This is a genomic window from Pseudomonas cannabina, assembly GCF_900100365.1.
Lineage (GTDB): Bacteria > Pseudomonadota > Gammaproteobacteria > Pseudomonadales > Pseudomonadaceae > Aquipseudomonas > Aquipseudomonas cannabina.
In genome coordinates this window covers 3062886-3076907 of the sequence record NZ_FNKU01000001.1, presented here as the reverse complement: position 1 = coordinate 3076907, position 14022 = coordinate 3062886, and the positions used below count along the sequence as shown (strand labels likewise).

Here is a 14022-nt window from a genome sequence, read left to right as displayed (position 1 = left end):
AACGCCGATTGCGACGTAAGTGACGGCTGAGTCCTGACACTGATCCGGGGGATGCGAGGCAGGACGCCGAGCAAGCCGCACCGGGCCACGGATGGCCCGTTGCGGCGGCCCCCGGATCAGTGACAGGGCGAAGGGACCCGACGAAGTCGGGCCGGAAATGGAGCTGGGACTTTGCCTACTTTGGTCCCTCAAAGTAGGGCGCCGTAAGGGCGCAAAAGTGACCTGAGTCAGAAACAAACATCACTGACATCGCATAACCGTGTGACGCGGAGCGTCACATCTGCGTTGCCGCACAACGTCATGCCCTGCCCGCTGGCACTGCACATAAACGAAAACGCTTTTTTATCGCGATGGCACTGACAACGCCGATTGCGACGTAAGTGACGGCTGAGTCCTGACACTGATCCGGGGGATGCGAGGCAGGACGCCGAGCAAGCTGCACCGGGCCAAGGATGGCCCGTTGCAGCGACCCCCGGATCAGTGTCAGGACGAAGGAACCCGACGAAGTCGGGCCGGAAACGGAGCCAAGGGGTTTGGTTACTTTGGCCCCATCAAAGTAACTCGCCGAGGGGTGAAAAGGTGCCTTGAGTCGTAAGCAGACATCACTGACATCGCAGAACCGCTGTGTGACGCGGAGCGTCACGAGATGGCATGTCCACGCGGAGCATGGGCACGATAACCATCGTGGTTTGAGCCCCTTTTTTGGGCTCTTCAGAGCTTGTCTGTAAAAACTCGCATTGGCACGACACCCTGGCGCTACTTCCCGCCACCCCGAATCAGCCCGCGCAGCGCAAAGCGATTGGGATGACACGCCTCGGCGACGCTACGTGGCAAGGGCAGCGGTTCGTTGTCGAGCCAGGCGGCGATCAACTCTGCGGACAGCGGGGCGGTGATCAAGCCGCGTGAGCCATGACCGCTGTTGACGTAAAGACCATCCAGCCACGGGCAGGCGATGTCCGGCACCTGACGCGCATCCTTGCCCAGCACGGCATAGGCCTGAACGAATGCCTCGCGGTCTGCCAACGGCCCAACGATAGGCAAATAATCCGGGCTGGTGCAGCGAAACGCCGCGCGACCCTGTAACTGCTCGGGCGGCAGGTCGGCGGCCTCAAGGCGTGCGGTGAGGTCTTGCGAAATCTCTCGCAACAATCCCAGGTTATCCAGGTGATCGGCCAGGTTCGGGGTCAGATCAGTGCTGTTGAAATCAAAGCTGGCGCCCAGCGTATGCTCGCCCAGACGCGCCGGTGCGACATAGCCTTCAGCGCACACCACGGTGCGCAACGCGGTACTGGCCTGAGTCTGCGCCAAGCGCGTGATCTGCCCGCGAATGCGCTTGAGCGGCAAGTCGGCGCTCTGCGAAAACTGCTTGATATCCGCCGCCCCGGCCAACACCACAACTGGCGCGCTGTCGATCAGATGCGCGTCATCCCAAACCTGCCATTGATCATCGACACGCCGCAGCGCGAGCGCCTGGTGATGAGCGATCAGGCGGATATTCGGATGCTTGATCTGCGCGTGACACAAGGCGGGCGGATGCACCCAGCCGCCCTCAGGGTAAAACAGCCCGCCGCTGTTCAGCGCAACGCCGCTCTGCAACTCGGCGGCGGGTTGGTCCAGCAAGTGCAGCAGCGATTCGGGAAAAGCCTCGGCCAGTTGCTGCTGACGCAGCGCTTCCTTGTCGTCGAAGGTCAGTTGCAGCACGCCACAAGCATCCCAGTCGACACCCCGCTGCAAGCGCTCAAGCAGCCTGCGCGTGTGGCCAAAGCCACTGAGGATCAACTGCGACAGCGCGGTGCCATGCGCCGACAGCTTCAGATACAGCACGCCCTGCGGATTGCCCGACGCTTCCTGCGCCGGTGCCGCATGGCGTTCCAGCAGGCTGACGTGCCAGCCGCGCTGCGCGAGACTTTGCGCCGTCGCGCACCCTGCCAGCCCGGCGCCAATCACCAGCGCCTTGCGATCGCCTACACGCGGGGCCGGGCGGGCGAACCAGGGTTTGGCCGCAGGTGCCGATGCGACGTTCTCTGGCCACGCGATAAAAACACCGCGCAGCACCTCCCATTTATGGCCGATACCCGGCACCCGCTTCATCTTGAAGCCCGCCGCGTTCAGCGAGCGCCGCACCCAACCGGTGCTGGTAAACGTACCAATGCTGGTGTTCGGGGTGGACAGCCGCGCCAGTTCGGCGAACAGCTCCGGGGTCCACATTTCCGGGTTTTTCGCCGGAGCGAAGCCGTCGAGAAACCACGCATCGACCGGCCCGTCGAGCTGCGGCAGCATCTGCAAGGCATCGCCGACCAGCAGCGTCAGGCTGACCCGGCCGTCATCGAACACCAGACGCTGAAAGCCTTCATGTATTGCAACGTACTGATCGAGCAATTGTCGAGCGAACGTCGACAGCTCAGGCCACAGCGCCAGGGCCCGTTGCAGATCGGCGCGGCTCAACGGGTATTTTTCGACGCTGACGAAATGCAGGCGCGCACCCGCCGGTGCGCATTCATCGAACAACTGCCAGGCACACAGAAAATTCAGCCCGGTGCCAAACCCGGTCTCGCCAATGATCAGTCGTCCGTCGACCGGCAGTTCGGTGAAACGTCGACGCAAGTCGTTCTGCACCAGAAACACATGGCGCGTCTCGTCCAGACCGGATTCGGTGGAAAAGTACACGTCGGAAAAGTCGCGGGAACGCGGATTGCCTTGTTCGTCCCAGTCGATCCGGGCGTGGCGGGTCATAGTCATGTCAGGCTCAGCAAAGGCAGTGGGCGCATTTTAGCCGTCTGCGCAGGTAAAAGTGCTATCAAGGATGTGCGGATTGACCGATGCCCGTCATCAGTGGTCACACTCTGCATCAGGCGTTCTCCGAGCCCACATCAATCAGGAGCTGTGCATGTTTGAATCCGCTGAAATCGGTCATGCCATTGACGATGACACTTATGAGGCAGACTTGCCCGACCTGCGTGAAGCGCTGCTGGAGGCACAGATCGACCTGCACGAGCAGGCCGGGCGACAGATCATCGTGCTGATCAACGGCATCGAAGGCGCGGGCAAGGGCGAGACGGTCAAACTGCTCAGCGAATGGATGGACCCGCGCCTGATAGAGGTGCGCACCTTCGACCAGCAGACCGACGAAGAGCTGGCGCACCCGCCGGCCTGGCGTTACTGGCGACAACTGCCCGCCAAGGGGCGCATGGGGATTTTCTTTGGCAACTGGTACAGCCAGATGCTTCAGGATCGCGTGCACGGTCGTTACAAGGATGCGGTGCTCGATCAGGCCATCAGCGGCGCGGAGCGTCTGGAAAAGATGCTCTGTGACGAAGGCGCACTGATCTTCAAATTCTGGTTTCACCTGTCCAAGAAACAGATGAAGCTGCGCCTCAAGACCCTCAAGGACGACCCACTGCACAGCTGGCGGATCAGCCCGCTGGACTGGCAGCAATCCAAGACCTACGACAAATTCGTGCGCTTCGGCGAGCGGGTGCTGCGTCGCACCAGCCGCGAGTACGCGCCCTGGCATGTGATCGAAGGCGTGGACGCCAACTATCGCAGCCTGACGGTTGGTCGCCTGCTGCTGGAAGGCATGCAGGCCGCGCTAAATAAGGTTGAACCCGAGCCCAGCGCGCTGACGGTCGGGCCGCTGGCCATTCATAACGACGAACGCACGTTGCTGGACAGCCTCGACCTGAGCCTGCAACTGAGCAAGGATGACTACCAGCAGCAACTGATTACCGAGCAGGCGCGGCTGGCGGGCAACATGCGTGACAAGCGCATGAAACACCATGCGCTGCTGGCGGTGTTCGAAGGCAATGACGCGGCGGGCAAAGGCGGGGCAATCCGCCGGGTCGCGGCAGCGCTTGACCCGCGACAATACGCCATCGTGCCGATTGCTGCGCCCACCCAGGACGAGCGCGCGCAGCCGTATCTGTGGCGCTTCTGGCGACAGATACCGGCACGCGGCAAATTCACCATCTTCGACCGCTCGTGGTACGGCCGGGTGCTGGTCGAGCGGGTCGAGGGCTTTTGCAGCGAGTCCGACTGGAAGCGTGCCTACGCTGAAATCAACGATTTCGAAGAGCAGCTCACCGAGGCGGGTGTGGTGGTCGTCAAGTTCTGGCTGGCGATTGATCAGCAGACCCAACTGGAGCGTTTTCAGGAGCGTGAAAAGATCCCGTTCAAACGCTACAAGATCACCGAGGACGACTGGCGCAACCGCAAGAAATGGCCCGACTATCGTCAGGCCGTCGGCGACATGGTGGATCGCACCAGCACCGAGATTGCGCCGTGGACCCTGATCGAAGCCAATGACAAGCGCTGGGCGAGGGTCAAGGTGTTGCGCACGATCAATGAAGCGCTGGAGAAGGCCTTTGCCAAGGACAGGAAGAAGTGATCGTCTTCAACGCCTCTCGCCACGCGGTTTGAGTGCGCGCAGAGTGAACGGTCATTGCTGTTCACTTGCAGGCTGCGCAATCGGGTCGGTGTCTACCCGTTCAGCTGTTGGCTGAAAGTCGCCGTTCAGCAATCGATGCAGGCGCAATTGGGACTCAGTGTAGTGCTGCGTTTGGGGTACGTGCTCGTCCGGCGTCATGTCTTCGGGCATTGGCGGTTGTCCGGAAGGAGCCATCGCCTCCACCGCTTGCAGGACGGCGCTGTAAAGGGGGGTCAGATCTCGCATGTTTTTTCTCCCTGAGACAGGTCAGACGGCCTGTCGCTGGCGAATCAACCGCCTCAGTCCATTCGCGACGTGTCACTGAAGCCTAAGCGAGTTTCAGCGCGACCTCAGACGGTTTTCGCATAGGCGCTATGCCAGAAAACATGCTGTTTCATGGGAGATACACGGCAGTCGTGCTCAACGCTTTTGCAGCGTCTTCTGCTTGAGAATATAGAGCGTCACCAGCACGGCGCTGGTCAGCATGAACCCGCGAGCCCAGTTCGAGGGCACCAGGTAACAGGACAGGCTGATGCTCGCCCACATCATGCCAATCGCGTAGATCTTGCCCTTGAGCGGAATGCCGTTGCCTTCGAGATAATCCCGAATCCACGGGCCGAGCTGCCGATGGTTGATCAGCCAGTGATAGAAGCGTGGAGAACTGCGCGCAAAACAGGCGGCGGCCAGCAGCAGGAAGGGCGTGGTAGGCAGCACCGGCAGGAAAATACCGATGACGCCCAGCGCAACGCTCAGCCAGCCGACCGCTGTAAGCAGATAGCGCACCCACCAATGGCGGCTAGTGCGCGGTGCATCTTGCGCCATAGGCGCCGACTCAGTGGTGACGGGGTTTGAGAATCGCCGGCTTTTCGTCCGGCGCCTGGCACAGCAGGTACAGCGCGGTCAGCGCCTCGGGGATCTGCACGATCATGTCGTCCATCAGGTTGGCGTCCTGAGCGATGTCAGCAAACTCCGGCTGCTCGTCGAACAGGCCCGAACCGACCATGATCGGCAACAGCATCTCGCTGACTTCTTCCTCGGCACTTTCGAACCAGGCATTTTCACGCAAGAACACGCCTTCCATGAAACCGATGCACCAGCCACGCAGGTCCGAATCATCCGGGTCGTCGCCCAGGTCCAGCTCGCAGGGCAGGTCGAACTCTTCGTCCGACGCCAGCTGGCGGGCAATGTGCGCCTTCAGTGCAACCAGTGTCGCTTCGACTTCTATCTGCTGCTCGTCGCTGGCGTAATGCGGAGGTTCGGAGAACAGGGCGTCTATCCATTCACGTTCCGGTACTTCTTCGGAGCAGATGGACAGGGCGGTCAGATAGCCATGCGCGGCCACGTAGTCCAGTGCTTCATCGTGCAGTTCATCTGCATCGAGGAAGACTTGCAGGCGGGTCAATTGCTCAGCGAAGGACATGGAGGCACTACCTTGGAAATAAACGATGCTGAATTCTAGGCCCTGAGCGTCCGAGGCGCCAGCGCGCAGGTCAATTGCAGTTAATTTCGACCACTCATGTCTCCTTCATCCATTGCCCCCGAGCGCTCGGGTATACTCCTGCGTTTTGCAGTGCAGCAGGATATTCCGGGGTTTTTATGCTTGAGCAGGCACAACGCGTACTTAAAGACATCTTCGGCTACGACAGCTTTCGTGGTCGCCAGGGTGCCATTATTGAGCGTGTAGCCAACGGCGGCGATGCACTGGTGCTGATGCCTACCGGCGGCGGCAAATCCTTGTGTTTCCAGGTGCCGGGTCTGTTGCGTGACGGCCTGTGCGTGGTCGTGTCGCCGCTCATCGCGCTGATGGACGATCAGGTTGCCACGCTGGATGAGCTGGGCGTCTCCGCGGCGGCCCTCAACTCGACCCTTAACGCCGAACAGCAGCGCGAGCTGGCTAACCGGATTCGTCTGGGCGAAGTGAAAATGCTCTACCTCGCCCCCGAGCGGCTGGTCCAGCCGCGCATGCTGTCATTTCTGCAGAACCTGAAAATTGCCCTGTTCGCCATCGACGAAGCGCACTGCGTGTCGCAATGGGGGCATGACTTCCGCCCGGAATACCTGCAACTGGGGCAACTGGCTGAACTGTTTCCGGATGTGCCGCGCATCGCGTTGACCGCCACCGCCGACAAGCGCACCCGGGAAGAAATCGTCACCCGCCTGCATCTGCAAAACGCCGAACGCTTTCTGTCCAGCTTCGACCGGCCGAACATCTTTTACCGCATCGTGCCCAAGGAGCAGCCGCGCAAACAGCTGCTGGCGTTTCTCTCCGAGCGGCGTAGCGACGCCGGTATCGTCTATTGCCTGTCACGCAAGAAAGTCGACGAAGTGGCGGTGTTTCTCAGCGACAACGGTTACCCGGCGTTGCCGTACCACGCCGGTTTGCCATCGGAAACCCGCGCCGCCAATCAGAAGCGCTTCCTTAATGAGGAAGGCCTGATCATGGTAGCAACCATCGCGTTCGGCATGGGCATCGACAAACCCAACGTGCGTTTTGTGGCGCACATGGACCTGCCCAAATCCCTGGAAGCCTACTATCAGGAAACCGGGCGGGCAGGGCGCGACGGTCTGCCGGCCGATGCGTGGATGGCCTACGGCCTGCAAGACGTGCTGATGCTCAAGCAGATGTTGCAGAACTCTGAGGGCGACGAGCGCCACAAGCGTCTGGAGCAGCACAAGCTCGATGCCATGCTGGCGCTGTGTGAAGAAACCCGCTGCCGGCGTCAGACCTTGCTGGCCTATTTCGACGAAGACATGCCCAACCCGTGCGGCCATTGCGATAACTGCGTCGATGGCGTGCAGACCTGGGACGCTACCGAGCCTGCGCGTCAGGCGCTCTCGGCCATCTACCGCACCGGCCAGCGCTACGGCGTCGGGCATCTGGTGGATGTGCTGCTCGGCAAGTCCAACGATAAAGTAGAAAGCTTCGGTCATCAGCACTTGTCCGTGTTCGGCGTCGGCAAGGCGCGCAGCGAAGCTGAATGGCGCTCGCTGTTCCGCCAACTGGTGGCGCGCGGGCTGGCAGACATCGATCTTGAAGGCTACGGCGGCCTGCGCCTGAGCGACACCTGTCGGCCGTTGCTGCGCGGTGAGGTGTCTCTGGAACTGCGCCGTGATCTCAAGCCACAAACCACCTCGCGAAGCAGCTCCGGCAGCCCGGCCAGTCAACTGGTGCGTGGCGAAGAGCGCGAGCAATGGGAAGCGCTGCGCACCCTGCGGCGCAAACTGGCCGAAGAGCATGGCGTTCCGCCGTATGTCATTTTCCCCGACTCGACCCTGCTGGAAATGCTGCGCAGCAAACCGGGTTCGATGGCCGAGATGGCCAAAGTCAGTGGTGTCGGCGCACGTAAGCTGGACCGCTACGGCGAGGCTTTCCTCGAAGTGCTCAGCGGCAAGGCCGAGGCGCCGCGAGTGGTTGCCGACATTCGCCACGAACTGATCAGCCTGGCGCGTGCGGGCATGACCCCGACGCAGATCGCCGGGCAATTGCAGTGCTCGGAGAAGAATGTCTACACCCTGCTGGCCGAGGCCATCGGCAAGCAGCAATTGTCCATCGAGCAGGCGCTCGATCTGCCGGAAGACCTGTTGGGTGAGGTGCAGGATGCCTTTCTCGACGGCGAAGGCGAGCTGCCGCCGGTCTCGGCGATTGCCGAGCAATTTGCCGGACGGGTCCCGGAAGGCGTGCTGTATTGCGTGCGTGCGGCGCTGCAATCGGAGTTTGAGGTATAACGGCGTGCGACGAATCGTCACCGCTTCCTGCTTGCCTGATCATAAGGACCATGCTTAGCTCGCTAATAATTAGTTTTTATCATGAGTTTCCTTATGCCATTGACTGAAGACCATCGTTTCGGGATGCAACTCGGACACCTGACTCGCGGCTGGCGCGCCGAGCTGGACCGTCGACTGGCCGGCCTGGGCCTGTCGCAGGCGCGCTGGCTGGTTCTTCTGCACCTTGCACGCTTCTTCAGCGAACCGCCTACCCAGCGCGAATTGGCGCAAAGCGTCGGCGTTGAAGGGCCGACCCTGGCCCGGCTGCTCGACAGCCTTGAAGCTCAAGGGCTGGTGCAGCGTGTGGCGGTGGCCGAAGATCGGCGCGCCAAGAAAATCCTGTTGTGCGACACGGCGCTGCCCTTGATCGAAAAGATCGAAACCATCGCCAATGTGTTGCGCAAAGAGTTGTTCGAGGGGGTGAGCGAGGAAGACCTGCTTGTCAGCATGCGTGTGCATTCACAGATTCTGGCCAATCTGGAAAGATCCTGAGACGAAGCAGCGAGTTCTCAACCATACTCTGGCGACGGATACTGAAGTCCATCTGATTACGTGAGAAGCCTGCAGTGGTTTCCATAAGGGTTCGCATGCTCAAGAATTCCCTGGCTGCTGTCGAAGGTGCAGGCCGCACGGCGCGCAACGTAGTGCGCAAGAGCGTGCTGGCGATCTCGCTGCTGAGCTGTTCCACGTTGGCGTCTGCGTTGGGGCTGGGCGAAATCAGCCTGCATTCGGCACTCAACCAGCCGCTCAATGCCGAGATCGAGCTGCTGGAGACCGGTGGCCTGAGCAGCGAAGACATCGTCGCCAGGCTCGCTTCGCCCGAGGCCTTCGCCAAAGCCGGCATCGAGCGGGTGTTCTTCCTCAACGATCTGCGCTTCACGCCAGTGCTGCGGGGTGATCGCGGTGTCATCCGGGTGGTTTCCAGCAAGCCGGTGACCGAACCCTATCTGAGCTTCCTCGTGCAACTGGCGTGCCCGAATGGCGACTTGCTGCACGAATACACCGTGCTGCTCGACCCTGCCACTTCGCCCCAGGGCCTGGCCGCCACGCGCAGCCGCAATCAGCCGCGCTCGGCCAGCTCGGCTCCGGAAAGCCGCATGCCGGTGGCGCCGCCCGCAGCGGTGCAAGGCAAGCATTACACAGTGGTCAGCGGCGATACGCTGAATGGCATTGCCAGCCGGCTGCAAGGCCCGGGCAACAAGGTCTCTGCGAGTCAGTTGGCCGAGGGTATCCGCTTGCTCAACCCGCAGGCGTTCGCCGGTGGCGCGAGCAGCGGGCTTAAAGTGGGTCAGGACCTGTTGCTGCCGGACTCGGCGGTCATGCCCACGGCTAGCAATCCCGTTGCGCCTGCTGCCGCGCCAACGCCGCCTGCCGAATTGCAGCGCACGGCCGATCAGCTATCGACCGCTGCGATTGAAAACCAGCAGCTGACCCAGTCGCTGGAAGCCCTCAAAGCCCAGACTCAGGACCTGCAAGAGCAGATGAGCGGCAAGGACAAGCAGATCATCGCGCTGCGCAGCGACCTGGCGCTGGCGCAGTCCGCCGCGCGACCTGCTGCCACCCCGGTCAATCCGCCAGCCGTGCCTGTTGCATCCGTGCAGACGCCGGTCGCTACGGCATCGAGCGAACCGTTTATCAGCGTGCCGATTCTGCTCGCGGCTTTATTGATCGTGGCGCTGCTGCTGGCGCTGGTCTATTCGAAGCGTCGTCAGCGCAAACTGGCTGCGACCTCGGCGGCGACGCCGGACGAGCCGTTGATCAAACCTGCGCAGGCCGCCATGCTCCCGGTTTTCGAAGTGCCTGCCGTCGCGCCGCCGCAGCCGTCATCTCCGCCCGCAGCGACAAGAACCGCGACGCCGCAACGTGCGGCCGGTGCGGTTCCGGATGCGCTGGACGGCGTCAGCATCTACATCGCCTACGGGCGTTTCAGCGAGGCGATGGGCATTTTGCGCAGCGCGCTCGAGAAGCAGCCGAAGCGGGACGACATTCGGGTCAGGCTGCTGGAGTTGTTGGCAGAGCAGGGTGATGGCGTCGGGTTTGTCCGTGAGGAGCGTTCGGCGCTGGAACACGGTGTCGATCCGCAGACCATTCAGGACATCCGCGATCGCTTCCCGCAGCTCAAGGCTGCCGACATCGCGCCTTCAGCCGCGCCTGCTGCGAGCATTCCGCTAGCGGCGGTCGCTGCTGCCAGCACGCTGTCCATCGATAAGGCCGACGATGTCTTGCAGGCCGACCTTCAGCCCGAGCCGGTCGCGCAGCTCGACGAGACCACCGCCGCCGCCCTGAACCCGCAGCACGCCGATGAGTTCCAGTTGAACCTCGATGACCTGTCGATGGACGCTGACTGGGATCTGGTCGATCCATTCGACAGCCCGCCGCCGCGCAGCAAACCTGCAGTCGAGACCCCGCCCGTTGAAGTGGACCCCGGTTTCTCTTCGGACCTGACCCGGCTGCCGGAGGTTTTCGAGCTGTCTGATGAGCAGTTCCTCAGCGACTTCGCCGAGCCCGATGCTGTAGAGCCTATTGAAGTCGTCGCCCCGTCGGCGGTCGATGACCTGAGCGACGAGTTCCTCGACAGCTTTATGAACGATGACTCGGATTTCGACCTGCTCGATCTTGAAGAGCCGCCCTTGAGTCAGATCAATCAGGCCCAGGTACTGATTGAAGACGGGCAGGTCGAGTCGGCCCGAGAACTCCTGCAGCAGGTCATTGACGAGTCCGACGAAGAGCATCGCCGCATGGCGCGGGAATTGTTGGCGCGGATTAGTTGAACGCAACGTTCTGCTGAGAATGTGTCGAAACCGGTCTTGCCCATTGCGCAGGGCCGGCATGGAATATCGAGTATTTCAAGGAGTGAATTTTCATGCGCGTCAATATGCCCATTACCCAGACTGAGCGAACGTTTCCGGCATCTGAACGGCTGATTTCCACCACCGATCTCAACAGTCACATTACCTATTGCAACGACGCCTTCGTCACTCTGAGCGGTTTTACCCGTGAAGAGCTGGTCGGGCAGCCGCATAACCTGGTGCGCCACCCGGACATGCCCGCGTCAGTGTTTGCGCACATGTGGGAAACCATCAAACAGGGCAAACCCTGGATGGGCGTGGTCAAGAACCGCTCCAAGCAGGGCGATTATTACTGGGTCAGCGCTTACGTTACAGCTGTGTACGAAAATGGCCGAATCGTCGGTTACGAGTCCGTGCGTTCGCTGCCGACCCGCGATCAGGTACGTCGCGCCGAAGCCTTGTATGCGCGACTGCGTGCGGGCAAACCGGCCGTGTCTGCGACCAGCACGGCGGCTTACCATCTGGTTCGTCAGCTGCCGATGATCCTCTGCGCCCTGGCGCTCGCTGCCGGCGTCTACCTGCTGGACGATCTGCCTTCGATCATCATGATTCCGATCGTGATGGTTGCCTTGGGCGGTTTCCTGGAAATGCGCCAGCGCAGCAGTATCAGCAACACGCTTGCAGAACATCCCAAAGCGTTCACCAGTGCGCTGGTCGCGCTGACTTACAGCGACAACCGTGGCCCGCAGGCGCAACTCGATCTGGCCATGCTCAGTGAAGAAGCGCGTTTGCAGACCGCATTGACGCGACTGGCCGACACCGGCGAAAGCGTTCGTCAGCATGCCGGGCGATCGGCGCAACTGTCGCTGCGTCAGGCAGAGTCGCTGGATCAGCAGCGCAGCGAAGCCGATCAATCGGCGACGGCGATCAACCAGATGGCCGCAACCATTCAGGAAGTGACCCACAACGTACAGAACACCGCCCATGCTGCCGAGGAAGCCGACAAGCTGGCGCAACAGGGACGCGGCCTGGCCGATGAGAGCCTGCTGGCGATTCGTCACATGGCCAATTCGGTCACCGACATCGGCAGCGCCGTGGGCGAGCTGGCTGACGCGACGCAGTCGATTGTCAGTGTGGTGGACGTGATCAACGCCATCGCTCAGCAAACCAACCTGCTGGCGCTCAATGCGGCCATTGAAGCGGCGCGCGCGGGTGAGCAGGGGCGTGGTTTTGCGGTAGTGGCCGATGAAGTGCGTTCGCTGGCGTCACGCACGCAGTCCTCGACCGAGCAGATTCAGCAGATCATCACCTCCCTGCGCGACAACGCCAACCGGGCTGTGCTGACGGCCAACAAAGGCGAGCAGATTTCTCTGGAAAGCGTCGCCAGCGTCGAAGCGGTGCAAAAGGCGCTGGACGGCATCAGCCAGGCCGTGAGCCGCATCACCGGCATGAGCCAGCAAATGGCTTCAGCGTCCGAAGAACAAAGCCACGTTGCGGAAAACATCAGCCAGCAAATCACCCGCATCGCCCAACTCTGCGACCAAAGCGCCGCCCAGGCGCAACAAGGCTCACAGATCAGCACCGAACTGGAAGAAATGGCGCAGTACCTGCACAGCCTGGCGGAACGGTTCAGCCGGTAGACTCCGGGGCTTTTGCCCGCAGAGCGCGAGTGAGAGCGGACCGGGCGGCGCTTCGCTTATGTGGGAGCGGACCGGGCGGCGCTTCGCTTATGTGGGAGCGGACCGGGCGACGCTTCGCTTGTCCGCGAACTGCCGGGAACCGGCAGCAAAACCGTAATCTGATCACAACCCCCAACCCCTATCGTGCCCATCGCTCCGCGTGGGCATGCAGTTCATGACGCTCCGCGTCACTCTTCGTTACTGCCTCCATTCAATCGTTATCCATTATTGTCGGACAACTTTCACCTCTCCGGATAATTAATGAACCTAAGGAGGCGCTGCAAAAATAGCCAACTGTCCCCACCCTTGGCACACTAAGTTCCTTCAACAGCCTCCCTCTCCGTGAGCGTTACGCGCGTGCAGAAGACCTTCTCCGAACTCGAATATACCGGCAAGAAAAAGCAGACTCGCCGAGATCGCTTCCTGGCTGACCTTGAACAGTTGGTGCCCTGGGCCCTGCTGGAGGCGCAAGTGGCGCCGTTTTATAGCAACACCGCAGGCAAGCGCGGACGCCCTGCGATAGGGGTGTCGCGCATGTTGCGCATGTACGTCGTGCAGCAGTGTTTCGGTTTCTCCGATGAAGGTTGCGAAGATGCCGTCTACGACAGCCAGGCCATCCGCGGTTTTATGGGTATCGACCTGGGTCGCGAGTCTGCACCGGATGCCACCACCTTGCTGCGTTTTCGCCGCTTGCTGGAAGTCCATCAGCTAACCCGGCTGCTGTTTGAAACGATTAACCAGCATCTGGCCAGCCGGGGGCTGCTGCTCAAGGAAGGCACTATCGTCGACGCTACTCTGATCGCCGCGCCGCCCTCGGTCAAGAACCGAGAAGGCAAGCGTGATCCTGAGATGCATCAGGCCAGGAAAGGCAATCAATGGCACTTTGGGATGAAGGCCCACATTGGTGTAGACGCCACGTCGGGGCTGGTGCACAGCGTAGTAGGGACGGCCGCTAACGTGGCGGATGTCACCCAGGTTGGCCAGTTGCTTCACGGTGACGAAACCTATGTTTCGGGTGACGCTGGATACACCGGTGCGGCCAAGCGACCGGAGCATGCTGAACGGGACGTTATCTGGTCGATTGCAGAACGGCCAAGCAGTTACAAGCAGCACGGCGAAGGCAGCGTGCTGTATCGGGTCAAGCGCAAAATTGAATATGCCAAGGCGCAACTGCGTGCCAAGGTCGAGCACCCCTTCCAGGTAATCAAGGTGCGCTTCAATCATCGCAAGGTTCGCTACCGTGGGCTGGAAAAGAATACAGCGCAGTTGTTCAGTTTGTTTGGGTTGGCCAATCTGATGCTGGCCAAGCGGTATTTACAACAGACGGCAGGATAAATCCGTCTGAAAGGCGGGACTGGCCCGCCTT

The 14022-nt window shown here is 61.2% G+C and carries 10 protein-coding genes and 1 pseudogene; 7 read left to right on the top strand and 4 right to left on the bottom strand.

Going from position 1 to position 14022, the window contains the following annotated elements:
- Positions 1-756: 756 nt before the first annotated feature.
- Positions 757-2739 (bottom strand): bifunctional tRNA (5-methylaminomethyl-2-thiouridine)(34)-methyltransferase MnmC2/FAD-dependent 5-carboxymethylaminomethyl-2-thiouridine(34) oxidoreductase MnmC1, encoded by a 1983-nt coding sequence (gene mnmC, locus BLT55_RS14460; RefSeq protein WP_055000173.1) that lies wholly within the window; start codon positions 2737-2739, stop codon positions 757-759.
- A gap of 148 nt (positions 2740-2887) precedes the next feature.
- Here mnmC and pap point away from each other — a divergent pair, with 148 nt between their 5' ends.
- Positions 2888-4384 carry a polyphosphate:AMP phosphotransferase gene (pap, locus tag BLT55_RS14455; protein WP_055000172.1) on the top strand — a complete coding sequence of 499 codons (1497 nt, stop codon included), beginning with the start codon at positions 2888-2890 and terminating at the stop codon, positions 4382-4384.
- Between the two features lie 51 nt (positions 4385-4435).
- Here pap and BLT55_RS14450 read toward each other — a convergent pair whose 3' ends face one another.
- The 3 genes from BLT55_RS14450 to BLT55_RS14440 all read right to left on the bottom strand — a co-directional run bounded on the left by BLT55_RS14450 (position 4436) and on the right by BLT55_RS14440 (position 5843).
- Positions 4436-4669 (bottom strand): hypothetical protein, encoded by a 234-nt coding sequence (locus BLT55_RS14450; protein WP_055000171.1) that lies wholly within the window; start codon positions 4667-4669, stop codon positions 4436-4438.
- A gap of 174 nt (positions 4670-4843) precedes the next feature.
- A complete protein-coding gene (locus BLT55_RS14445; RefSeq protein ID WP_055000170.1) occupies positions 4844-5245 on the bottom strand; it encodes a YbaN family protein in 402 nt (133 codons plus the stop codon).
- Positions 5246-5255: 10 nt separating this feature from the next.
- Positions 5256-5843, bottom strand: coding sequence for a UPF0149 family protein (locus BLT55_RS14440; RefSeq protein ID WP_007251541.1), 588 nt, complete (start codon positions 5841-5843; stop codon positions 5256-5258).
- A 176-nt stretch (positions 5844-6019) separates the two neighbouring features.
- On the opposite strand from BLT55_RS14440, the gene recQ reads away from it, so the two are divergent.
- The 6 genes and pseudogenes from recQ to BLT55_RS14415 all read left to right on the top strand — a co-directional run bounded on the left by recQ (position 6020) and on the right by BLT55_RS14415 (position 13991).
- Entirely contained in the window at positions 6020-8149 is a 2130-nt protein-coding gene (gene recQ / locus BLT55_RS14435) for a DNA helicase RecQ (protein ID WP_055000169.1), read from the top strand.
- A gap of 93 nt (positions 8150-8242) precedes the next feature.
- The gene (locus BLT55_RS14430; RefSeq protein ID WP_007251539.1) at positions 8243-8680 is read left to right on the top strand and encodes a MarR family transcriptional regulator; all 438 of its coding nucleotides are present in this window, start codon (positions 8243-8245) and stop codon (positions 8678-8680) included.
- Positions 8681-8775: 95 nt separating this feature from the next.
- The gene (locus tag BLT55_RS14425) at positions 8776-10959 is read left to right on the top strand and encodes a motility hub landmark protein FimV (RefSeq protein ID WP_055000168.1); all 2184 of its coding nucleotides are present in this window, start codon (positions 8776-8778) and stop codon (positions 10957-10959) included.
- Between the two features lie 92 nt (positions 10960-11051).
- Positions 11052-11333, top strand: a pseudogene (locus BLT55_RS34780) (PAS domain-containing protein); the annotation flags it as partial.
- A 249-nt stretch (positions 11334-11582) separates the two neighbouring features.
- Positions 11583-12617: a methyl-accepting chemotaxis protein gene (locus tag BLT55_RS14420; RefSeq protein ID WP_412778955.1), complete on the top strand. Its 1035-nt coding sequence runs from the start codon at positions 11583-11585 to the stop codon at positions 12615-12617.
- A gap of 396 nt (positions 12618-13013) precedes the next feature.
- Complete coding sequence (locus BLT55_RS14415) at positions 13014-13991, top strand: IS5 family transposase (RefSeq protein WP_007247761.1); 978 nt, start codon at positions 13014-13016, stop codon at positions 13989-13991.
- Positions 13992-14022 lie beyond the last annotated feature (31 nt).

Coding starts and splice junctions, on each gene's coding strand:
- BLT55_RS14420 (WP_412778955.1), top strand. CDS start 11,583: ATGATTCCGATCGTGATGGTTGCCTTGGGCGGTTTCCTGGAAATGCGC.
- mnmC (WP_055000173.1), bottom strand. CDS start 2,739: ATGACTATGACCCGCCACGCCCGGATCGACTGGGACGAACAAGGCAAT.
- BLT55_RS14445 (WP_055000170.1), bottom strand. CDS start 5,245: ATGGCGCAAGATGCACCGCGCACTAGCCGCCATTGGTGGGTGCGCTAT.
- BLT55_RS14425 (WP_055000168.1), top strand. CDS start 8,776: ATGCTCAAGAATTCCCTGGCTGCTGTCGAAGGTGCAGGCCGCACGGCG.
- recQ (WP_055000169.1), top strand. CDS start 6,020: ATGCTTGAGCAGGCACAACGCGTACTTAAAGACATCTTCGGCTACGAC.
- BLT55_RS14450 (WP_055000171.1), bottom strand. CDS start 4,669: ATGCGAGATCTGACCCCCCTTTACAGCGCCGTCCTGCAAGCGGTGGAG.
- BLT55_RS14440 (WP_007251541.1), bottom strand. CDS start 5,843: ATGTCCTTCGCTGAGCAATTGACCCGCCTGCAAGTCTTCCTCGATGCA.
- BLT55_RS14430 (WP_007251539.1), top strand. CDS start 8,243: ATGCCATTGACTGAAGACCATCGTTTCGGGATGCAACTCGGACACCTG.
- pap (WP_055000172.1), top strand. CDS start 2,888: ATGTTTGAATCCGCTGAAATCGGTCATGCCATTGACGATGACACTTAT.